The sequence below is a fragment of the Phreatobacter aquiterrae genome (assembly GCF_053471285.1).
On the sequence record NZ_JBJPHW010000012.1, the window covers coordinates 115,284 to 136,704 of the forward strand.

Sequence of the window (21,421 nt, forward strand, 5' to 3'; positions counted from 1 at the left end):
TCAGCCGACCGATCCCTCCAGCGAAATGGCGATCAGCTTCTGCGCCTCCACCATGAACTCCATCGGGAGTTGCTGGAGCACGTCCTTGACGAAGCCGTTGACGATAAGCGCAACGGCCTCTTCCTGCGTCAGCCCGCGCTGCATGCAGTAGAACATCTGGTCCTCGGACACTTTCGAGGTGGTGGCCTCGTGTTCGAAGACCGCCGAGGCCGTCTTGCTCTCGATATAGGGCACGGTGTGCGCGCCGCACTTGTCGCCGATCAGCAGCGAGTCGCAGTTGGTGAAGTTCTTGGCGTTGGTCGCGCGGCGATGGGCCGAGACGAGGCCGCGATAGGTGTTCTGCGAGCGGCCGGCCGAGATGCCCTTGGAGATGATCCGCGACCGGGTGTTCTTGCCCAGATGGATCATCTTGGTGCCGGAATCGACCTGCTGGGCGCCGTTCGACACGGCGATCGAGTAGAACTCGCCCTGGCTGTCGTCGCCGCGCAGGATGCAGCTCGGATATTTCCAGGTGATGGCCGAGCCCGTCTCCACCTGCGTCCAAGAGATCTTCGAGCGGTCGCCACGGCAGTCGCCGCGCTTGGTGACGAAATTGTAGATGCCGCCCTTGCCCTCGCTGTCGCCCGGATACCAGTTCTGGACGGTCGAGTACTTGATCTCGGCATCGTCATGCGCGATCAGCTCAACGACGGCCGCGTGCAGCTGGTTCTCGTCGCGCATCGGCGCCGTGCAGCCTTCGAGATAGCTCACATAGGAGCCCTTGTCGGCGATGATCAGCGTGCGCTCGAACTGGCCGGTCTTCTGCTCGTTGATGCGGAAATAGGTCGACAGCTCCATCGGGCAGCGCACGCCCGGCGGGATATAGACGAAGGACCCGTCGGAGAAGACGGCGGCGTTCAGCGTGGCGTAGAAGTTGTCGGTCGTCGGGACCACCGAGCCGATATACTGCTTCACGAGGTCGGGGTGCTCGTGCAGCGCCTCGGAGATCGAGCAGAAGATGACCCCCGACTTCCGGAGTTCGTCCTTGAAGGTCGTCACCACGGACACGCTGTCGAAGACCGCGTCCACAGCGATGCGGTTCTCGGGCGCGACGCCGGCGAGAATCTCCTGCTCGCGCAGCGGGATGCCCAGCTTCTTGTAGGTCTCCAGGATAGCCGGATCGATCTCGTCCAGCGACTTCGGCGCCGCGTTCGATTTCGGCGCCGCGTAATAATACATGTCCTGGAAGTCGATCTTCGGATAGGCGACGCGCGCCCAGTCCGGCTCACGCATGGTCAGCCAGCGGCGATAGGCGTCGAGGCGCCATTCCAGCATCCAGGCCGGCTCGTTCTTGCGCGCCGAGATGTAGCGAACGATGTCCTCGGACAGGCCCTTGGGGGCCAGTTCCATCTCGATCTCGGTCGAGAAGCCGTATTTGTACTGGTCGACGTCGATCGCGCGGACCTGTTCGACGGTTTCCTGAACCGCGGGCATCGTCTTCTCCTCATCCTTGCGGCTTCAAGGGCCGCAGGTTGGCAGTCATGTCACGCGGCACGCGCCGCGATCGTCTTCGCATGGGCGGCAAAGGCCGCAAGAAACTGTTCCACGTCGTCGCGGGTGGTCGTCCAGCCGAGGCTGACCCTAAGGGCGGAACGGGCCGCGTTGCCCGCAACCCCCATGGCCGCCAGGACATGGCTCGGCGCGATCTTCCCCGACGAGCAGGCCGACCCGGTCGAGACGGCAACGCCAGCGAGATCGAGCGCGATCACCAGGGTCTCGCCCTCGAAACCCGGATGAACCGTGAGGCTCGTATTGGCCAGACGCTCCGCTGGCAAGCCGATGACACGGCTCGCCGTTGAAATAGTGATGATTTCGCCTTCCAGCCAGTCGCGCAGCGCGGCAAGCCGCTTGATCTCAGCCGCCATGGTGCCGGATACGGCCGCAGCGGCCGCGCCGAAGCCGGCAATGCCGCCAAGGTTCTCGGTGCCCGCCCGCCGGCGACCCTCCTGGCCGCCGCCCCGAACGAGCGGCGGAAAGGTGACGCCTTCCGAGGCGGTAATAATGGCACCGACGCCCTGCGGTGCACCGATCTTGTGGCCCGACAGGAAGAGGGCGTCGCAGTCGAGGGCCGCCATGTCGAGCGGCAGCTTGCCGAGAGCCTGGACCGCATCGACGACGAAGCCGGCGCCATGGGCGCGGCAAAGGGCCGCGACCTCGGTGAGCGGCTGGATGACCCCCGTCTCGTTGTTGGCGGCCATGACCGCCACCAGGGCCGGTCCGTGATCCTCGCCGAGAAGTGCGGCGAGCCGGTGGAGGTCGATACGGCCCTCCCCGTCGACAGGGCAGACCGCAACGGCCTCGGGCGCGAAACGCCCGCCGGCCAGCACACAGGAATGCTCGATGGCCGACACGATCAGACGGGTGAAGGGTCCCCTCGCCCCGCCGCGACCGACAAAGCCGGGGGACAGCAGTGTCGCCGCCGCCTCGCTGCCGCCGGAGGTGAAGGTCACGCAGCGCGCATCGGCGCCGACCAGCCGGGCGACGGCGGAGCGCGCCTCCTCGACGATGCGGCGCGCCTGCCGGCCCTCGCGATGGACCGCGGAGGCATTGCCGGCGAAGTCCAGCGCCGCGAGCACGGCCGCGCGCGCTTCGGGGCGAAGCGGCGTCGTGGCATTGTGGTCGAGATAGACGCGGGTCATCGGGGGATTGAAGCCCTGTCGGAAAAACTTGGCATTCTGGACCGGGTTCGTGCTATAGGCCCGACCCCGAGAGCGCGCCTCCCGTCGCCTCATCGCGATCCGGGAAGAGCGTTTAGAACAATTCTAAACTTTAGAGTCGCCCCGCCGCCCTGTCAAGGACGGAGCTCCATCAAAGTGACTTTTCTCCGTCAAGTTTGATGTCGAGTTGGGCTCCATGACGAGGATTTCCGATGCCTGAAGTCATCTTCAACGGTCCGGCAGGCCGGATCGAAGGGCGTTATCACCCCGCCAAGGTCCGCTCCGCCCCGATCGGCATCGTTCTGCATCCGCACCCGCAGTTCGGCGGGACGATGAACAATCAGATTGTCTACAACTGCTACTATCAGTTCGTGAACCGCGGTTTCTCCGTGCTGCGCTTCAACTTCCGCGGCGTCGGCCGCAGCCAGGGCGCCTTCGACCACGGCGTCGGTGAGCTATCCGATGCGGCCGCCGCCCTTGACTACGCCCAGGCGATCAACCCGGAAGCCCGCACCTGCTGGATCGCCGGCTTTTCCTTCGGTGCATGGATCGGCATGCAGCTCCTCATGCGCCGCCCTGAGGTCGAGGGCTTCATCTCCATCGCCCCGCCGGCCAACCTCTACGACTTCTCCTTCCTCGCCCCCTGCCCCTCGTCCGGCCTCATCGTCCATGGCGACAAGGACGCCGTGGTGCCGCTGACCGCCGTGCAGGGGCTCGTCGAGAAGCTGAAGACGCAGAAGGGCATCATCATCGAGCAGCAGGTGGTGCCCGGCGCCAACCACTTCTTCGAGAACACCATCGACCCGCTGATGGAGGTCGTCGGCGGCTATCTCGACAAGCGCCTGGGGAAACAGGACGCGGCGGAGTGACACGGCGCTTGCGGGGTCGTCCGACTCCGCTTAAAGCCCGGGGCTTATGACCCACGACCCTTCGTCCTTCGTGCTGAAGCGCCGGCACTTGCTCGGGATCGAGGGGCTTTCCCCTCAGGAGATCACGGGGCTCCTCGATCTCGCCGAGGAATTCGTCACCCTCAACCGGCAGATCGAGAAGAAGCGCACGTCCTTGCGCGGGCGCACGCAGATCAACCTCTTCTTTGAGGCCTCGACACGCACCCAGTCCTCGTTCGAACTCGCAGGCAAACGCCTCGGCGCCGACGTCATGAACATGTCGGTGGCGCAGTCCTCCATCAAGAAGGGCGAGACGCTGATCGACACGGCACTGACCCTCAACGCCATGCACCCCGACATCCTGATCATGCGCCATGCCGCGTCGGGGGCGGTGGAACTTCTGGCGAAGAAGGTCGACTGCTCCGTGGTCAATGCCGGCGACGGCACGCACGAGCATCCGACCCAGGCCCTGCTCGACGCCCTCACCATCCGCCGCAACAAGGGCCGTATCGAGCGCCTGACGGTCGCCATCTGCGGTGATATCCTGCATTCGCGCGTCGCCCGCTCCAACATCATCCTCCTGAACGCGATGCAGGCGCGTGTCAGGGCCATCGGCCCCTCAACCCTCCTGCCGGCCGCCGCCGAACGCCTCGGCGTCGAGGTCTATCGCGACATGAAGGAGGGCCTCAAGGACGTCGACATCGTCATGATGCTGCGCCTCCAGCGCGAGCGCATGAACGGCTCCTTCGTGCCCTCGGTGCAGGAGTACTTCCACTATTTCGGCCTCGACGAGGCCAAGCTCCGCTATGCGAAGCCCGATGCGCTGGTCATGCATCCCGGCCCGATGAACCGCGGGGTCGAGATCTCGACCGCGGTGGCGGACGGTGCCCAGTCGCTGATCCGCGAGCAGGTGGAAATGGGCGTCGCCGTGCGCATGGCGGTGCTCGAAGCCCTCGCCCGCAACCTGCCGAACGCGTGAGGGCGCCATGCCGAAGACCGACATGCGCCCCTTCCTCCTCGCCAACGCCCTGCTGGTCGATCCGGCCGCGGGCACCGAAACCATGGGCGGGCTGCTCGTCCGCGACGGGCTCATCGCCGACGCCGGGCCGCACCTGACCGCCGGTGCGGTCGGCCCCGACATCGACGTCCGCGACTGCGGCGGGCGGGTCGTCGCGCCCGGCCTCATCGACATCCGCTGCTTCGTCGGCGAGCCCGGCTACGAATATCGCGAGACCATTGCCTCGGCGACCGCCGCGGCGGCGGCGGGCGGCGTCACCACCATCGTCTGCCAGCCGGCGACCGATCCGGTCATCGACGACCCGGCCATCGTCGACTTCCTGCTGCGCCGCGCCCGCGACACCGGCATCGTGCGCGTCCACCCCATGGCGGCTCTCACCAAGAAGCTCGCGGGACGCGAGATGACGGAGTTCGGCCTGCTGCAGGCCGCCGGTGCCGTGGCCTTCACCGATGGGGCGCGGTCGGTCACCGACGCGCTCGTCATGCGCCGCGCCATGACCTATGCGCGCGACTTCGATGCGCTCATCGTGCACCACACCGAGGACCCCGCTCTCGTGGGCGAGGGCGTCATGAACGAGGGCGAGTTCGCCTCGCGCCTCGGGCTCGGCGGCATCCCGGTCGAGGCAGAGACCATCATGCTCGAGCGCGACATGCGGTTGGTGAAGCTGACCGGGGCGCGCTACCACGCCGCCTCCATCACCTGCCGCGACAGCCTCGCGATCATCGCACGGGCGAAGAACGAGGGATTGCCCGTCACCGCGGCCGTGACCATCAACCACCTGACGCTCAACGAGAACGACATCGGCAGCTACCGCACCTTCTGCAAGGTGACGCCGCCCTTGCGCACCGAGGATGACCGCCTCGCCCTCGCCGATGCGGTCGCCGACGGCACGATCGATGTCATCGTCTCGGACCACGATCCCCAGGACGTCGAGACCAAGCGCCTGCCCTTCGCCGAGGCCATGCCAGGCGCGGTCGGCGTCGAGACCATGCTGCCGGCGGCGCTGCGCCTCCTGCATGCCGGACTGGTCCCGCTCAACGCGCTGCTGAAGGCGCTCTCGACCACGCCCGCCGCCCTGCTGGGACTGCCCGGCGGATCGCTGGCGACAGGCGAGCCGGCCGACCTCATCATCCTCGATCTCGACGAGCCCTGGGTTCTCGACCGCGACGATCTCCGGTCGAAGTGCAAGAACTCGCCATTCGACGAGGCGCGAATGACCGGCCGGGTGCTGGCGACCTTCGTCGCCGGCCGCAAGGTTCACGATCTCGGCGGCTGACGGCATCGCGACAGCGGGATCGGGGATATCGCCTTGCGGGCCATGGTCTTTGCGGCCCGAAATGCTAGCGTGAGGCGTTCCCTGCCGGTGATTGCCTCATGATTGCAGCCTCCCTTCCCGTCCTCGCCGCCGCCCTGGCCGTCGGCTACCTGCTCGGTTCGATCCCCTTCGGCCTGGTCCTGACGCGCAGCGCCGGCCTCGGCGACATCCGCGCCATCGGCTCGGGCAATATCGGCGCGACCAATGTGCTGCGCACCGGCAACAGGAAGCTCGCCGCCGCGACCCTGCTGCTCGACGGACTGAAGGGCACTGCGGCCGTCCTCCTCGCCGGAATTTTCGGACCCGCCGCGGCCCTTGCCGCCGGTATTGGCGCCTTTATCGGCCATGTCTTCCCGGTGTGGCTCGGCTTCAGGGGCGGCAAGGGCGTTGCAACCTTCCTCGGCGTCCTGCTCGCCATCGCCTGGCCGGCCTTTTTCGTCTTCGCAGCGATCTGGATCGCCATGGCCTATGCCTTCCGCTTCTCCTCGCTCGCGGCCCTCGCCGCCAGCGTGGCGACCCCCGTCGTTCTCGCCGTCATGGGGTACGGCTGGCCGGCCGTCCTCGCCTTCGCGGCGATGACAGCCCTTCTCATCGCCAAGCACCACGAGAATATCGCCAAGCTGATCGCCGGCACCGAAAGCCGCATCGGCGAGAAGAGCGCGGCGCCGCCGGGATGAGCACGGGCGGCGGCGACGACCTCTTCTCCCGCCCTGCCACGGCGCTCCGCCTGACGGACCGCCAGAGACTGGACTGGCTGCGCCTCGCCCGCTCGGAGAATGTCGGCCCCCGCACCTTCCGCGAACTGATCAACCTCTACGGCAGCGCCGCGGCGGCGCTGGAGGCCCTGCCGGACCTGTCGCGCCGCGGCGGCGCGCGCTCGATCCGCATCGCAACCCTTGCCGAGGTCGAGTCAGAGATGGCGCGGGCAGCAGCCCTCGGCGTCCGCTTTGCGGCTCTCGGCGAGCGCGACTATCCCGACCGTCTGCGCCGCATCGCTTCGGCACCGCCCCTGATCGCTCTGCGGGGCGATGCGACCTGCCTGACGCGGCCCATGGTCGGCCTCGTCGGGTCGCGCAATGCCTCCATTGCCGGCATCAAGATGGCCGCGATCCTGGCAAGGGGTCTCGGCGAGGCCGGCATGACGACCGTCTCGGGCCTGGCACGCGGCATCGACACGGCCGCCCATGAGGCCTCCATCGGGACGGGAACCGTCGCCGTCCTCGCCGGCGGGCATGACCGCATTTACCCGGCTGAAAACGAACCCCTGCTCATGCGGCTTCTGGCGGCGGGCGTCGCGCTCAGCGAGATGCCGATGGGCCACGAGCCCCGCGCCAGGGACTTCCCCCGCCGCAACCGGCTGATTGCAGGCCTGGCGCTGGGCGTCATCGTGGTCGAGGCCGCGGAGCGATCAGGCTCGCTGATCACTGCGCGGATGGCGCTGGAGGAGAACCGCGAGGTCTTCGCCGTGCCGGGTTCTCCCCTCGACCCGCGCGCCGAGGGCGCCAACCGTCTGCTCAAGCAGGGCGCGACCCTCGTCACCGGCGTCGATGACGTGCTGACCGTTCTCATGCCCATTCTGGAGCGGCCGGCCGACCCGTCCGACCTGGAGGAGGACGAAACGCGCCTCGACGCCGCCGATCCGGGCGATGATGGCCGCAGCCGCATCATGGCCCTGCTCGGACCGGTTCCCGTGACCCTCGACGATGTGGTGCGCGCCTCGGGGCTCGGCGTGGCGGCAGTCCGTGTCGCCCTGCTCGAACTGGAACTGGCGGGACGCCTTCAGCGCGATCCGGGCGGCCGCGTGTCGCTGCTCTGAGCGCAGGCGCGCTGCCCACCCTCCCTCTCGCGGATGATCTCGGCCTGCTGCTCGGCCTCCAGTCGCACCATGTCGGCGAGGTAAGCCAGCGTCCTGAGCTCAGCCAGACGCGCCAGTTCCACGAGTTCGCTGGCCAGCTTGCCGACATAGGAGGCGATATCGGCCCTGCTGACCGGAGCGGCAGATGGCGCGGCAGGCACACGCCGTTCAGATCTGCCGTTTCCGATCTGACGCCGCCTGCCATCGACCCGCATGCCCCGCTCCATCCGGCTCCCCGACGCTTGCCTGCGCACAACGTCGTACCCCATCCACAACCATAATATCAATGTTTGAAATAATGCACCTATAAAGTGCATTCACCACTGATTTGACTTGGGCACGCCTTGTGCCCATGTTCCGGCCGACTTTCGGCACCGCATGATCGGTGCGCCGTCAATTCCAAGGGGCACAGGCGCGTGGGCGTGAACGTCGTCATCGTCGAATCGCCGGCCAAGGCCAAGACGATCAACAAATATCTTGGCCCCGGCTACGAGGTGATCGCCTCCTTCGGCCATGTCCGCGACCTGCCGCCGAAAGACGGTTCCGTCGACCCGGACGCCGATTTCGCGATGATCTGGGAAGCGGACGGCCGCGGCGCCAAGCGCATCGCCGAGATCGCCAAGCTGGTGAAAGGCGCGGACAAGTTGATCCTCGCGACCGACCCTGATCGCGAGGGCGAGGCCATTTCCTGGCATCTTCTCGAGGCCCTGCGCGACAGGCGCGTGCTCAAGGACATGCCGGTCGAGCGCGTCACCTTCAACGCCATCACCCGGCAGGCCGTGCAGGACGCCATGGCGGCGCCCCGCGCCATCGACACGGCGCTGGTCGAGGCCTATCTCGCCCGCCGCGCCCTCGACTATCTCGTCGGATTCCGCCTGTCGCCGGTGCTCTGGCGCAAGCTGCCGGGCGCAAGGTCGGCCGGTCGCGTCCAGTCGGTGGCGCTGCGCCTCGTTTGCGAGCGCGAGGCCGAGATCGAGCGCTTCCGCAAGAAGGAATACTGGTCGCTGGTGGCGACCCTCTCCACGCCCCGCGGCGAGATCTTCGAGGCCCGGCTCGTGGGGGCCGACGGCCAGAAGATCCAGCGGCTCGATGTGGGCACCGAAACCGAGGCCCGCGCCTTCGATAAGGCCCTGGCCGAGGCGCATTTTGCCGTCTCCGGCGTCGAGGCAAAGCCCGCCCGCCGCCACCCCTTCGCGCCTTTCACCACCTCGACGCTGCAGCAGGAGGCAAGCCGCAAGCTCGGCTTTGCGCCGGCCCGCACCATGCAGGTCGCACAGCGCCTCTACGAGGGCACCGACATCGGTGGCGAGACGGTCGGCCTCATCACCTACATGCGAACCGACGGCGTCGATGTGGCGCCGGAGGCCGTCGCCGCCATCCGCGACCTGATCGGCAAGGATTTCGGCGCGCGCTACGTGCCGGGCGCGCCGCGCAAATACACCTCCAAGCAGAAGAACGCCCAGGAGGCTCACGAGGCCATCCGCCCGACCGATGCCCGCCGCCATCCGCGCGATGTCGCGAAGTTCCTCGAGCCCGAGCAGGCCCGTCTCTACGAGCTGATCTGGAAGCGCACCGTCGCCTCGCAGATGGAGAGCGCCGAGCTCGAGCGCACCACCGTCGACATCGACGCGACCGTCGGCGGCCTCGGATCGTCGCTCGGCCGCCGGCTGGAGCTGCGCGCCACCGGTCAGGTGGTGAAGTTCGACGGCTTCCTTACCCTCTACACCGAGGACCGCGACGACGACGGCGACGACGACGAGGCGAAGCGCCTGCCGGCCATGACGGTCGGCGAGAAGCTCGCCCGCCAGGCTATCGCCACGACGCAGCACTTCACCGAGCCGCCGCCGCGCTATTCCGAGGCGAGCCTCGTCAAGCGGATGGAGGAGCTCGGCATCGGCCGTCCTTCCACCTATGCGGCGACGCTGCAGACGCTGCAGGACCGCGAATACGTGAAGATCGACAAGAAGCGCCTCGTCCCCGAGGACAAGGGCCGCCTCGTCACCGCCTTCCTGGAGAACTTCTTCGAGCGCTATGTCGAATATGGCTTCACCGCCGCGCTGGAGGAAAAGCTCGACCTCGTCTCCAACAGCGAGCTCGACTGGAAGGCGCTGCTGCGCGACTTCTGGCGGGACTTTGCCGCCGCCATCGACGAGACCAAGGAACTGCGCGTCTCGGACGTGCTCTCCGCCCTCAACGACAGCCTCGGGCCGCACATCTTCCCCGACCGCGGCGACGGATCGAACCCGCGCGCCTGCCCGACCTGCGGCACCGGCGCGCTGTCGCTGAAGCTCGGCAAGTTCGGCGCTTTCATCGGCTGCTCCAACTACCCCGAGTGCCGTTTCACCCGCCAGCTTGCGGCCCCCAGCGCCGACGCGGTGGACGGCCCCGCCTCGACCGCGGCCGACGGCACGCGCAAGCTGGGCGACGATCCGGTCAGCGGCCTCGAGGTCACTGTCCGCGACGGCCGCTTCGGCCCCTATGTCCAGCTCGGCGAGGGCGAGAAGCCGAAGCGCTCGTCGCTGCCAAAGGGCCTGACGCCTGCCGGCCTCGACCTTGAACGGGCGCTCGCCCTGCTTGAACTGCCGAAGGAAGTGGCCAAGCACCCGGAAAGCGGCGAGCCGATCCTGGTCGGCATCGGGCGCTATGGCCCCTACGTCCAGCACGGCCGCACCTATGCCAACCTGGAGAAGGACGACGACGTGCTGGCGATCGGCGCCAACCGCGCCATCGACCTCGTCATCGCCAAGGAAAGCGGCGCCAAGAGCCGCTTCGGCCGCGGCAGCGCGCCGGCCGGCCGCGAACTCGGCGAGCATCCGACCCTCGGCGGCCCGGTCACCGTCATGGCCGGCCGCTACGGCCCCTATGTGAAGCACGGTTCGGTCAACGCCACCCTGCCCAAGGGCAAGGACCCGGCGGGCCTCACCCTGGAGGAGGCGGTGCCGCTGCTCGCCGCCCGCGCCGAGAGCGCGGGACCGGCGAAGAAGGGCTTTGCCCGCGGCAAGGCGGCGAAGCCCTCCAGCGACAAGGCGGCGGGCGCCAAGGCCAAGGCGCCGGCGAAGAAATCGGCGGCGAAAAAGCCCGCGGCGAAGAAGGCAGCCAAGCCGAAGGAGTGAGGCCGCCCGGCGTCATCGGCGTTTCTTCGGCGCCGCCGATCGGCTAGCCTTTGAAACGCCGTCGGATTCCGCGTCGGCCTGATCTGGACGTCATTTGCCCCGCAGACCCAAGACCGACGCCCCTTCCCGCCTGCCCTCCCGCGAGGAGGTGCTGGCCTTCATCGCCAGCCAGACCGGCCGGGTGGGCAAGCGCGAGATCACGCGCCATTTCGGCCTTCATGGCGCCGACAAGGCCGCGCTCAAGGCGCTGCTGAAGGACATCGTCGACGAGGGTCTGGTCGCCAAGGGGCGCGGCAAGCTGGCCAAGCACGGCGCCCTGCCGCCGGTCGTCGTCGTCGACATCACGACCCGCGACGCCGAGGGCGACCTCGTCGCCAGCCCCGCCGAATGGGACGAGGAGGAGCACGGCCCCGCCCCGGCGATTCTCATCGCCGTGCCGCATCGCCCGCGCCCGGGCGATCCCGTCCCGGGCCTCGGCGACCGCGCGCTCGTGCGCCTGTCCGATGGCGGGTCTGCAAGCGACGACCCACGCCCCGTCGGCCGGGTGATGAAGATCCTCGAGCGCGGCCGCTCGCGCACCATCGGTGTGTTCCGGGCCGTACCAGGGCATGGCGGCAGGCTCATTCCCATCGACAAGAAGAATGTCGGCCGCGAACTCGCCATTCCCGACGAGGCAACGGGCGAGGCAAAGGACGGCGATCTCGTCGCCGTCGACATCGTCCGCACATCGCGCTTCGGCCCGCCGGTGGCACGGGTCCGCGAGCGCCTCGGCAACCTGAAGTCCGAGCGGGCGATCTCGCTCATCGCGCTCGAGGTGCATGGCATCCCGCACGTCTTCCGCTCCGACACGCTGGCGGAGGCCGAGGCCGTCGAGCATGTCGCGCTGGGACGCCGCGAGGACTGGCGCAAGCTGCCGCTGGTCACCATCGACCCGCCCGACGCCAAGGACCACGACGACGCCGTCCACGCCGAGCCCGATCCCTCCGAGGACAATGCCGGCGGCTTCATCCTTACCATCGCCATTGCCGACGTGGCGGCCTATGTGCGCCCGGGCACTGCGCTTGACCGCGAGGCGGCGATCCGCGGCAATTCGGTCTATTTCCCTGACCGCGTCGTGCCGATGCTCCCCGAACGCATCTCCAACGACCTGTGCTCGCTGAAGCCCCGCCTGGACCGACCGGCTCTCGCCTGCCGCGTCGTCATCCGCGCCGACGGTCGCCGCAAGTCGCATTCCTTCCACCGCATCATGATGCGCTCGGAGGCCAAGCTCGCCTATGCCCAGGCCCAGGCCGCCATCGACGGTCATCCCGACGAGACGACGGCGGACCTCGTCGAGCCGATTCTGAAGCCGCTTTGGGACGCCTATGCCGCCCTGAAGCGGGCGCGCGACGACCGCGAGCCGCTCGACCTGGACCTGCCAGAGCGCAAGATCCTGCTGAAGTCGGACGGCACGGTGGATCGGGTGGTCATGCCCGAGCGGCTCGACGCGCACCGGCTGATCGAGGAGATGATGATCCTCGCCAATGTCTGCGCCGCCGAGACGCTGGAAAAGCACCGCACGCCCTGCATGTACCGCATCCATGACGCGCCGAGCATGGAGAAGCTGCTGGCGCTGAAAGAGTTCCTGAAGACCCTCGACATCGCGCTGCCGAAGGCGGAACTGCTCCGCCCCTCGAACTTCAACCAGATCCTCGCCCGCGCGAAAGGAACCGACTCCACCGAGCTCGTGAACCAGGTGGTGCTGCGCTCGCAGTCGCAGGCGGCGTATTCGCCCGAGAACATCGGCCATTTCGGCCTCAATCTCAGGCGCTACGCCCATTTCACCTCGCCGATCCGCCGCTATGCCGACCTCATCGTCCATCGCGGGATGATCAAGGCGCTCGGCCTCGGCGAGGACGGTCTCACTGAAGGCCAGGCCGCGGCCCTCGCCGAGATCGCCGCCGAGATCTCCGCCGCCGAGCGCCGCGCCATGGCGGCCGAGCGCGAGACAATCGACCGGCTGATCGCCGCCCATCTGGCGGAGCGGGTGGGCGACATCTTCGGCGCCCGCATCTCCGGCATGACCCGCTCCGGGCTCTTCGTGAAGCTCGACGACACCGGCGCCGACGGCTTCGTACCGGCATCCACCATCGGCGGCGACTATTTCCGCTACGAGGAGGGCCAGCAGGCGCTGGTGGGGACCCGGACGGGCGAGACCTACCGGCTCGGCGACGCCGTCACCGTCCGGCTCGTGGAGGCGGCGCCGGTAGCCGGAGCCCTGCGATTCGAACTGATGAGCGATGGGCGCGTCGGCCTTGCGCCGGGCAAGCGGCCGGCGCACATAACCCGCAAGGCGCGCGACGACGGTTTCACCGACGGCCGGCGCGCGAGGCCGGGTGATCGGCCTTCCAAGCCCCCGTGGAAGAAGAAAGGCCGCCGATGACCGTGCAGATTCTGACCGGACAGGCCCTTGCAGAGGTGGTGCGCCCGAAGCGCGATCTGTGGGGGGCCGTCAGGCGCGGCATGCGCTGCCGCTGCCCCGCCTGCGGCGAGGGACGGCTGTTCACCTCCTATCTGAAGGTCGCCCCGCACTGCGATTCCTGCGGCGAGGCGCTGCATCATCATCGCTCCGACGACGCTCCGCCCTATGTGACCATCATGATCGTCGGCCACGTGATCGTGCCGCTGCTCCTGTGGCTCGAACTCGCTTATGAGCCGGCCCTGTGGGTCCACTTCATCCTCTGGCTGCCGCTCACCCTCGCGATGAGCCTGGCGTTGCTGCCGCCGGTGAAGGGCGCCATCGTCGGCTACCAGTGGGCGCTGCGCATGCACGGCTTTGACGAGAACAGCGCCGAATCCAGACAGGGACCCAATCCGTGAGCGACAAGGGCATTGCACTCGCCGAGCGACTGACGAAGACGGAACGCGAAACGCGCTGGGCCAACCAGAAGCCGGTCGACGCCGCCACCCTCATCCTTATCGACCGCTCGGGCCACAAGCCCAAGGTTCTGATGGGCAAGCGCCGCCACGACCTGAAGTTCATGCCCGGCAAGTTCGTGTTTCCCGGTGGCCGCCGCGACCCTGACGACCGCGCCATGCCGGTGTTCGGCACGCTGCACGATCGCGCCCAGGCCCGCCTGATGTCGCGCGTGCAGCGTCCCTCCATGTCGCGCGCCCGCTCGCTGGCGCTGACCGCCATCCGCGAGACCTGCGAGGAGACCGGTCTGCTGCTCGGCACCCGCGACGCCGGCAAGCCGGAGGTCGTGCCCAAGGGCTGGGAGGCCTTCGCCGAGCATGGCGTCTTCCCGGATCTGGAGTCGCTCCACTTCGTCGCCCGTGCGATCACCCCGCCGCGCCGGCCGAAGCGTTTCGATACGCGGTTCTTTGCCTGCGACGCCGACCATGTCGCCCACCGCATCGAGGGCGTCGTCGGTCCGCATGCCGAGTTGACCGAACTCAAATGGCTGACCCTCGACGAGGCGCTGCACGAGGATCTGCCGACCATCACCACGGTGGTCCTTGAGGAACTCGGCGACCGGATTTCCAAGGGCTTCTCGCCGCTCCTGCCCGTGCCGTTCTATTTCATGGTGCGCAAGGAGTTCCGGCGCGAGGTCCTCGACTGAAGTCAAGCGGTCGTGATTTGAGGCAGCGCAAGGACCCTGATTAGAAACGGTCTAATCAACCGCTGCGGCGTCCTGCCGCACAGGGGTCCGTCATGATCAAGCCTTGGCTGCTGCGTTTTCACCGCTGGCTCACCCTCGTCTTCGCTCTGCCGCTGGCGGTCATCGTCCTCTCGGGGCTGATCCTCTCCTTCGAGCCGATGGCCCAGGTCACCGCCGGCAAGCCGGGATCCCTGACCGCGGACCGGATCGTTGAACTGCTTGGCCGCCATGATCCCGAAGGCAAGGCGAGGTCCCTCGCCTACCGTGCCTATGAGGGCCGCCTCTCCATCGGTGGTGTGAGGCCCGACGACACCATCGACGTCGACGTGCGCACCGGCGCGGAACTGACCGAGGACGGCACCCTCTCCAATCTCTTCTATTACTGCCGCGTCCTGCACGAGACCCTGATGCTGGACCTCGGCTGGCTGGTCCACGCCTCGACCATCGCGATGATCGTCCTGATGGTGCTCGGCATCGCCATGGGCTGGCCGCGCTTCGCCAACACCCTGTCCGGATGGCACAAGGGCATGGCCTGGGGCCTTCTGCCGCTGCTCGTCCTCAGCCCGCTGACCGGGCTCTTCCTCGTCTGGGGCGTCAGCTTTACCGGCTCGCCTCCCCCGGCTGCCCGCACGACGGCGCTGTCGATGGTGGACGTCGTACGCAAGGTCGGCGCTGAGCACGACCTCTCCGGCCTTGTCTGGCTGCGCGGCCGGGCCGGTCGCCAACTCGCGCGGGTGGTCGTCGACGGCGAGTACCGTGTCTTCACCGTCTCGGCCGAGGGCGTCGCCCCGACGACGCGCAACTGGGTGCGGATCTGGCACGAGGGCAATTTCGCCGGCGTCTGGTCCGCCCTGATGAACGTCGTCATCTCCTTCGCACTGGTCGGCCTGATGGTCACCGGACTCATCATCTGGGCGCGCCGCCGCTTCCGCAAACGCCGGCCACGGCCGGCCCGCACCGGCGCTGCCGTCGGCACGCCGGCCTGACGCACCAATTCGGCGCTTGTCATCGGCGCGTCTCACCTTCATGGGAGGCGGCCTGATGACCGCCCCCAGCGCCACCGACCATTTCTCCCGCCAGACCATCGCCTCGCTCGGCGCGGCGATCGCCTGCATCGTCACGGTCGGCATCGGCCTGTCGCTGTCGATCCCGCTCCTGTCCTTCGCCCTCGACGCCAAGGGCGCCTCGCGCACCCTCATCGGCCTCAACACGGCGATGGCCGGCGTCGCCACCATCGCCTGCGCGCCCTTCATCTCCGGCTGGGCCCGCCGCTTCGGCGTCCACGCGCTGCTCGTTGGCGCAACGGTGCTCGCCGGCGTCAGCCTCCTCGCCTTCTACGTTGTCGAGCCGATCTGGGCCTGGTTCCCGCTGCGCTTCGTCTTCTCGCTGGCGCTGACGGTGCTCTTCGTCCTGTCGGAGTACTGGATCAACGCGGCAGCGCCCGAGCATCGCCGTGGCCTCGTCCTCGGCGTCTATGCGAGCGCGCTTTCCATCGGCTTTGCCGCCGGACCCTATGTTCTGATCCTGCTCGGTGCGGAGGGACCTGCCCCCTATCTCGCTGGCGCTGCGCTCCTCGTCGTCGCCATGCTGCCGGTTCTGCTGGCGCGGGCGATGGTCCCGGTCATCGACGACCAGCCCTCCTCAGGATTCGTCACCTTCCTGTGGGCGGCGCCGGCAGCGACCCTCGCCGCCCTCGTCTTCGGCTCGGCCGAGACCGGCGCCTTCGCGCTGCTGCCGCTCTACGGCACGGCGATCGGGCTCGACGTTGCAGGCGCCGCCACGCTGGTGTCGCTGATGTCGCTCGGCAATCTCGCCTTCCAGGTACCCATCGGGCTCATCGCCGACCGCATCGACCGTCGCAAGGTGCTGCTGGCCTGCGGGCTCGTCGGCGCGGCCGGCATGCTGATCGCGACCTTCGTGACGCTCCCCGTCGGCTGGCTGCGCGTGCTGCTGTTCGTGTGGGGCGGCATTGTGGCCGCGCTCTACACGGTCGGCCTCGCCCATCTCGGCAGCCGCTTCCGCGGCGCCGACCTCGCCCAGGCCAACGCCGCCTTCGTCGTCATGTATTCGGCCGGCCTGATGATCGGACCGCCGCTCGCCGGCTTCGGCATGGACCTGTGGCCGCCGCACGGATTGATGGCGACCTTCGCGGGCCTGTTCTGCCTCTATGTCGGGGTCGTCGCCTGGCGGATGCGCTATAGTTAACCGCTCGTCGAGCCTGACCGCAAATCCCCTATAGCTGACCAAATTCGTCAGCGCGGTGACGGGGCCGATGGGCCGGGAGTGCTTCCCTGGCCGCATCGGCGATGGGCAGGCGGGCGACACCGTATCGGTCTGGCGCTATACTGATACGTCTTTGTCAGTATCTCAGGATCACCGGGTCATGACACGTCCCCGCATCGGGCTGGCGCTGGGCAGCGGGTCTGCGCGTGGATGGTCGCATATCGGCGTCATCGACGCTCTGGCCGAGGCCGGCATCGAACCGGACATCGTGTGCGGAACCTCCATCGGCTCGCTCGTCGGCGCCGCCTATGTCGCGGGGCAGCTGACCGCCCTGCGACAGTGGGCGATGGCCGCGACATGGCGCGAGATCGTCGGACTGATGGATGTCCGCCTGTCGGGGGGCGGGCTGATCGACGGCAAGCAGATCGTCGCGTTTCTTCAGGGGCTCGGCATCGACGGACAGATCGAGAGCTGTCCCAAAAAATACGCGGCCGTCGCCACGGACCTCGCCACCGGCCGCGAGATCTGGCTTCAGTCCGGACCGATCCTCGATGCCGTGCGCGCCTCCATCGCATTGCCCGGGATCATCAGCCCGGCCAGGATCGGCGACCAATGGCTGGTGGACGGCGGCCTTGCCAACCCGGTACCGGTCTCGGTCTGCCGTGCCCTCGGGGCGGACGTGATCATTGCGGTCAATCTCAACGGCGACCTCGTCGGGCGACGCTTCGACAGCGAGCCCTCCGCTGCGGCCATGCGTCCGCCTATTCCGAACGAGCACCTCGATCGTATCCTGCGGCAACTGCCGGAGGCGCTGCGCGAGCAGGCGACGCAGCTGATCCCGCGGCTGTCCCCGCGGGGGCCGTCCACGCCGGGATATTTCAACGTGATCGCCAATTCCATCAACATCATGCAGGACCAGATCACCCGCACCCGTCTTGCGGGCGAGCCACCCCATGTGATGCTCGTGCCGCGGCTGCGCGACATCGGGCTGCTGGAGTTCAACCGTGCCAACGAGGCGATCGCCGAAGGGCGCGCCTGCGTCGAGCATGCGCTGCCAATGCTGCAGCGGTACGTGTAGAGGTCTAGACGATCACCACCGGCTGGGCGCGGCCAGGATGCGTCGCCCACTGCGTCGAGGACAGGCCGAGCAGCAAGGCCGGACCGGACAGCTGTTTTTTGATGTCCTACATCAAGAAATTACAATAATATTCTGATCTGACGTCGTCATTTTTTCTCTCACGAGGCGCGCCATTCTCCCGCCCGCCCGCGCCTCACTCAACCGTCACGCTCTTGGCAAGGTTGCGCGGCTGGTCGACATCCGTGCCCATCTCGACGGCCGTGTGATAGGCGATGAGCTGGATCGGCACCGAATAGACGATCGGCGCGATGGTCGCCGGCACGTCCGGCATGACGATGGTCGCGACCGTATCGACCTCGGCATGCTCGGCCCCCTTCTCGTCGGTGACGAGGATGATCTGGCCGCCGCGCGCCGCCACCTCCTGCATGTTGGAGACGGTCTTCTCGTAGACCTTGTCGAAGGGCGCGATGACGATGACCGGCATGGCCTCGTCGATCAGCGCGATGGGTCCGTGTTTCAGTTCGCCCGCCGCATAGCCCTCGGCATGGATGTAGGAGAGCTCCTTGAGCTTCAGCGCGCCCTCCATGGCGATGGGATAGGAGGTGCCACGCCCGAGATAGAGCACGTCGCGCACCTTCGACAGCATCTTGGCGATGCCGGCGATGTGGTCCTCCTGCTTCAGCGCCTCGTTCATGAAGCGCGGCGCCTCCATCATGGCGCGGACGAGATTGTCCTCCTCCTCCGCATTGACGAAGCCGCGCGCCTTGCCGGCGGCGATCGCCAGCGAGGCGAGCACCGCGAGCTGGCAGGTGAAGGCCTTGGTCGAGGCGACGCCGATCTCCGGTCCGGCCAGCGTCGGCATGACGATGTGGCTCTCACGGGCGATGGTCGAGGTCGGCACGTTGACGACGGCGAGCACGTGCTGGCCGTTCTCCTTGGCGTAGCGGAGGGAGGCCAGGGTGTCGGCGGTCTCGCCCGACTGGGAGACGACGATCATCAGCCCGCCGGGCACCATCGGCGTCTCGCGGTAGCGGAACTCGGAGGCGATATCGATATCCACCTGGATGCGGGCGAAGCGCTCGAACCAGTACTTGGCGGTCAAGCCCGCGAGGTAGGCCGTTCCGCAGGCGGCGATCGAGATGCGCGGCAGGGCGGCCCAGTCGAAGGGCAGGTCCGCCGGCAGGCGCACCTTGCCGTTGGCCATGTCGAGGTAGTGGGCAGTGGTACGCGCCACGACCTCCGGCTGCTCGTAGATCTCCTTGAGCATGAAGTGCTTGTGGTTGCCCTTGTCGACCAGGAAGGCGGTTGCCGAGGAGCGGATCACCGGCCGCTGCACCACGTGGCCGGCCTCGTCGCGGATCTCCACGGAATCATGGTCGAGGATGGCCCAGTCGCCCTCCTCAAGATAGGCGACGGCCGAGGTGAAGGGCGCCAATGCGATGGCGTCGGAGCCGAGATACATCTCGCCCTCGCCATAGCCCACCGCCAGCGGCGAGCCCTTGCGGGCGCCGATCAACAGGTTCTCGTTGCCTTCGAAGACGAAGGCGAGCGCGAAGGCGCCGCGCAGGCGCGGCAGGGCCGCACCAACCGCATCAACAGCGCTCAGGCCTTCCTTCATGCCTTGCCCGACCAGATGCGCCACCGTCTCGGTGTCGGTCTGGGTGGAGAAGACGACGCCCTTGGCCTCCAACTCCTGCCGGAGCTCGCGGAAATTCTCGATGATGCCGTTGTGGACGACGGCAACGCCCTCCGAGGCATGCGGATGGGCGTTGGTCTCGGTCGGTGCGCCATGCGTCGCCCAGCGCGTATGGCCGATACCGATGGTGCCGGTGAGCGGCGACTTCGCAAGGACGGCCTCGAGATTCTTCAGCTTGCCCTCGGCGCGCCGACGGGTGAGCACGCCGTTCTCCAGGGTGGCGACGCCGGCGGAGTCGTAGCCGCGATACTCGAGGCGCTTGAGGCTATCGACGAGTTGGCCCGCCACGGGCGCCTTGCCGAGAATGCCGATGATTCCGCACATGCTTGTCGTTCTCCACGTCCCGTCCGGCGGCACCGCCGCACAGCGTCCGAATCCAGCGCTTATACGCCGCCACGACCCAAGGTGGGTTTAACGGCGCAGCCGCGCGGTCGCGAAATGAATTGCTGTGACGATGTGAGACAGGGGCAGTTTCCCAGAGGCCGCCGCCCCTCAGGCTTTCCCCTGTTCTCGCGCCTTGCGCGCCGTCCGCCGCGCCTTGTTGGCGCGGATCATCTCGGCCCCTCGCCCCGGCAGCCCCGCCTGCTTGGTGCGACCGAAGACGAGCGCACCTTCCTTCACGTCGAGCGTGATGGTCGAGCCGGCGGCAATCAGCACCTCGTTGCCGATGGTCAGGGGCGCGACCAGCGTGGAGTTGGAACCGACGAAGACGTCGCGGCCGATGATGGTCGGGTTCTTGTCGGCGCCGTCGAAATTGCAGGTGATGGTGCCGGCGCCGATATTGGTGCCCTCGCCGACGGTGGCATCGCCGAGATAGGCGAGATGGTTTGCCTCGGCCTTCGCCCTCATGGTCGTGCGGTTCACCTCGACGAAATTGCCGATATGGACCTGCTCGCCGATGCGGCTCTTCGGCCGGATACGGGCGAAGGGGCCGATGATGGCGCCCTGCTCCACCACGCATCCCGCAAGATGCGAATAGGCCCGGATCACCACGTTGTCGGCAATCGTGACGCCCGGCCCGAAGACCACGTGCGGCTCCAGGGCGACATCGCGGCCGAACGCCGTATCGAAGGCCATGAACACCGTCTCGGGAGCCGTCATGGTCACGCCCCCACGCATCGCGGATTCGCGCAGCCGTCTCTGGGCGATGGCCTCCACCTCGGCAAGTTGCACGCGGTCGTTGACGCCCCTCACCTCTTCTTCCGGCGCCAGCACCACGGCCGTCGACAGGCCGTCGGCCCGGGCGATGGCGACCGCGTCGGTCAGGTAGAACTCGCCCCTGGCATTGGCGTTGCCGATACGCCTGAGAATGCCGAGAGCGGTCTTTCCGGCGAGCGCCATCAGCCCCCCGTTGCACAGGGTGATGGCGCGCTGGGCCTCGCTCGCCTCCTTCTCCTCGACGATGGCGGCGAGCATGCCGTCCTGCATCACCAGCCGGCCATAGCCGAAGGGGTCGACCGCTTCGAAGCCGAGCACCGCGACGCCAGCGCCTCCGGCGAGTGCTGCGCGGAGCCGGCCGAAGGTCTCCGGCGTCACCAGCGGGGTGTCGCCGAAAGCCACGATGACATCGTCGAAGCCGCGCGCGATCTCCGCCTCGGCATGCAGCACGGCGTGAGCGGTACCGAGCCGCTCGGTCTGGACATGAATGGCGGCGTCCGGCTTTACCCGCAGCGCCTCGGCCGCAACATCCTCGCGGTCCGGGCCGACGACGACCGCGGCAGCGGTTCCGCCCGCCGCCGCCACGGCGCGAAGCACGTGACCGACCATGGACAGGCCGGCGACCTCGTGCAGCACCTTCGGCCGGGCGGACTTCATCCGCGTCCCCTCGCCCGCGGCGAGCACGATGGACAGGCAGGTGCGGTCGGTCATGGGCGAAGTCCGATTCGGGATGTCACCGGC

The 21,421-nt window shown here is 67.9% G+C and carries 17 protein-coding genes; 12 read left to right on the forward strand and 5 right to left on the reverse strand.

Annotated features, from left to right (window positions below; translation table 11 throughout):
* Positions 1-1,473, reverse strand: coding sequence for a Fe-S cluster assembly protein SufB (sufB, locus tag ACJ4V0_RS17735; protein ID WP_448300928.1), 1,473 nt, complete (start codon positions 1,471-1,473; stop codon positions 1-3).
* A 50-nt stretch (positions 1,474-1,523) separates the two neighbouring features.
* Positions 1,524-2,678 carry a cysteine desulfurase family protein gene (locus ACJ4V0_RS17740; protein WP_448300929.1) on the reverse strand — a complete coding sequence of 385 codons (1,155 nt, stop codon included), beginning with the start codon at positions 2,676-2,678 and terminating at the stop codon, positions 1,524-1,526.
* Between the two features lie 230 nt (positions 2,679-2,908).
* On the opposite strand from ACJ4V0_RS17740, the gene ACJ4V0_RS17745 reads away from it, so the two are divergent.
* The 5 genes from ACJ4V0_RS17745 to dprA all read left to right on the forward strand — a co-directional run bounded on the left by ACJ4V0_RS17745 (position 2,909) and on the right by dprA (position 7,732).
* Positions 2,909-3,565, forward strand: coding sequence for an alpha/beta hydrolase (locus ACJ4V0_RS17745; RefSeq protein WP_448300930.1), 657 nt, complete (start codon positions 2,909-2,911; stop codon positions 3,563-3,565).
* Positions 3,566-3,611: 46 nt separating this feature from the next.
* Positions 3,612-4,562 carry an aspartate carbamoyltransferase catalytic subunit gene (locus tag ACJ4V0_RS17750; RefSeq protein ID WP_448300931.1) on the forward strand — a complete coding sequence of 317 codons (951 nt, stop codon included), beginning with the start codon at positions 3,612-3,614 and terminating at the stop codon, positions 4,560-4,562.
* A gap of 7 nt (positions 4,563-4,569) precedes the next feature.
* The gene (locus tag ACJ4V0_RS17755) at positions 4,570-5,877 is read left to right on the forward strand and encodes a dihydroorotase (RefSeq protein ID WP_448300932.1); all 1,308 of its coding nucleotides are present in this window, start codon (positions 4,570-4,572) and stop codon (positions 5,875-5,877) included.
* Between the two features lie 98 nt (positions 5,878-5,975).
* Positions 5,976-6,593, forward strand: coding sequence for a glycerol-3-phosphate 1-O-acyltransferase PlsY (gene plsY, locus ACJ4V0_RS17760; RefSeq protein WP_448300933.1), 618 nt, complete (start codon positions 5,976-5,978; stop codon positions 6,591-6,593).
* Positions 6,590-7,732, forward strand: coding sequence for a DNA-processing protein DprA (dprA, locus tag ACJ4V0_RS17765; RefSeq protein ID WP_448300934.1), 1,143 nt, complete (start codon positions 6,590-6,592; stop codon positions 7,730-7,732). The genes plsY and dprA overlap by 4 nt, the downstream gene beginning before the upstream one ends.
* Here dprA and ACJ4V0_RS17770 read toward each other — a convergent pair.
* Positions 7,696-7,986: a hypothetical protein gene (locus ACJ4V0_RS17770; protein WP_448300935.1), complete on the reverse strand. Its 291-nt coding sequence runs from the start codon at positions 7,984-7,986 to the stop codon at positions 7,696-7,698. The two genes, dprA and ACJ4V0_RS17770, sit on opposite strands and share 37 nt — an antisense overlap.
* Before the next feature lie 207 nt (positions 7,987-8,193).
* On the opposite strand from ACJ4V0_RS17770, the gene topA reads away from it, so the two are divergent.
* From topA to ACJ4V0_RS17805, 7 genes are all read left to right on the forward strand, one after another.
* Positions 8,194-10,884: a type I DNA topoisomerase gene (gene topA / locus ACJ4V0_RS17775; RefSeq protein WP_448300936.1), complete on the forward strand. Its 2,691-nt coding sequence runs from the start codon at positions 8,194-8,196 to the stop codon at positions 10,882-10,884.
* A 94-nt stretch (positions 10,885-10,978) separates the two neighbouring features.
* Entirely contained in the window at positions 10,979-13,306 is a 2,328-nt protein-coding gene (rnr, locus tag ACJ4V0_RS17780) for a ribonuclease R (RefSeq protein WP_448300937.1), read from the forward strand.
* Positions 13,303-13,743 carry a DUF983 domain-containing protein gene (locus tag ACJ4V0_RS17785; protein WP_448300938.1) on the forward strand — a complete coding sequence of 147 codons (441 nt, stop codon included), beginning with the start codon at positions 13,303-13,305 and terminating at the stop codon, positions 13,741-13,743. The genes rnr and ACJ4V0_RS17785 overlap by 4 nt, the downstream gene beginning before the upstream one ends.
* Complete coding sequence (locus ACJ4V0_RS17790) at positions 13,740-14,486, forward strand: NUDIX hydrolase (RefSeq protein WP_448300939.1); 747 nt, start codon at positions 13,740-13,742, stop codon at positions 14,484-14,486. The genes ACJ4V0_RS17785 and ACJ4V0_RS17790 overlap by 4 nt, the downstream gene beginning before the upstream one ends.
* A gap of 92 nt (positions 14,487-14,578) precedes the next feature.
* On the forward strand, positions 14,579-15,511 hold the full coding sequence (locus ACJ4V0_RS17795; RefSeq protein WP_448300940.1) for a PepSY domain-containing protein: 933 nt from the start codon (positions 14,579-14,581) through the stop codon (positions 15,509-15,511).
* 55 nt (positions 15,512-15,566) lie between these two features.
* Positions 15,567-16,730: an MFS transporter gene (locus ACJ4V0_RS17800; protein WP_448300941.1), complete on the forward strand. Its 1,164-nt coding sequence runs from the start codon at positions 15,567-15,569 to the stop codon at positions 16,728-16,730.
* A gap of 67 nt (positions 16,731-16,797) precedes the next feature.
* Positions 16,798-17,826 (forward strand): patatin-like phospholipase family protein, encoded by a 1,029-nt coding sequence (locus tag ACJ4V0_RS17805; RefSeq protein WP_448300942.1) that lies wholly within the window; start codon positions 16,798-16,800, stop codon positions 17,824-17,826.
* A 193-nt stretch (positions 17,827-18,019) separates the two neighbouring features.
* On the opposite strand, the gene glmS is transcribed toward ACJ4V0_RS17805, so the two are convergent.
* The gene (gene glmS / locus ACJ4V0_RS17810; protein ID WP_448300943.1) at positions 18,020-19,846 is read right to left on the reverse strand and encodes a glutamine--fructose-6-phosphate transaminase (isomerizing); all 1,827 of its coding nucleotides are present in this window, start codon (positions 19,844-19,846) and stop codon (positions 18,020-18,022) included.
* 168 nt (positions 19,847-20,014) lie between these two features.
* Positions 20,015-21,391, reverse strand: a complete 1,377-nt coding sequence (glmU, locus tag ACJ4V0_RS17815; RefSeq protein WP_448300944.1) for a bifunctional UDP-N-acetylglucosamine diphosphorylase/glucosamine-1-phosphate N-acetyltransferase GlmU — start codon at positions 21,389-21,391, stop codon at positions 20,015-20,017.
* Positions 21,392-21,421 lie beyond the last annotated feature (30 nt).

Excerpts from the sequence above, each read along its gene's own strand:
- sufB (WP_448300928.1), bottom strand. The coding sequence starts at position 1,473 with ATGCCCGCGGTTCAGGAAACCGTCGAACAGGTCCGCGCGATCGACGTC.
- ACJ4V0_RS17740 (WP_448300929.1), bottom strand. The coding sequence starts at position 2,678 with ATGACCCGCGTCTATCTCGACCACAATGCCACGACGCCGCTTCGCCCC.
- ACJ4V0_RS17745 (WP_448300930.1), top strand. The coding sequence starts at position 2,909 with ATGCCTGAAGTCATCTTCAACGGTCCGGCAGGCCGGATCGAAGGGCGT.
- ACJ4V0_RS17750 (WP_448300931.1), top strand. The coding sequence starts at position 3,612 with ATGACCCACGACCCTTCGTCCTTCGTGCTGAAGCGCCGGCACTTGCTC.
- ACJ4V0_RS17755 (WP_448300932.1), top strand. The coding sequence starts at position 4,570 with ATGCCGAAGACCGACATGCGCCCCTTCCTCCTCGCCAACGCCCTGCTG.
- plsY (WP_448300933.1), top strand. The coding sequence starts at position 5,976 with ATGATTGCAGCCTCCCTTCCCGTCCTCGCCGCCGCCCTGGCCGTCGGC.
- dprA (WP_448300934.1), top strand. The coding sequence starts at position 6,590 with ATGAGCACGGGCGGCGGCGACGACCTCTTCTCCCGCCCTGCCACGGCG.
- ACJ4V0_RS17770 (WP_448300935.1), bottom strand. The coding sequence starts at position 7,986 with ATGCGGGTCGATGGCAGGCGGCGTCAGATCGGAAACGGCAGATCTGAA.
- ACJ4V0_RS17785 (WP_448300938.1), top strand. The coding sequence starts at position 13,303 with ATGACCGTGCAGATTCTGACCGGACAGGCCCTTGCAGAGGTGGTGCGC.
- ACJ4V0_RS17795 (WP_448300940.1), top strand. The coding sequence starts at position 14,579 with ATGATCAAGCCTTGGCTGCTGCGTTTTCACCGCTGGCTCACCCTCGTC.
- ACJ4V0_RS17800 (WP_448300941.1), top strand. The coding sequence starts at position 15,567 with ATGACCGCCCCCAGCGCCACCGACCATTTCTCCCGCCAGACCATCGCC.
- ACJ4V0_RS17805 (WP_448300942.1), top strand. The coding sequence starts at position 16,798 with ATGGGCCGGGAGTGCTTCCCTGGCCGCATCGGCGATGGGCAGGCGGGC.
- glmS (WP_448300943.1), bottom strand. The coding sequence starts at position 19,846 with ATGTGCGGAATCATCGGCATTCTCGGCAAGGCGCCCGTGGCGGGCCAA.
- glmU (WP_448300944.1), bottom strand. The coding sequence starts at position 21,391 with ATGACCGACCGCACCTGCCTGTCCATCGTGCTCGCCGCGGGCGAGGGG.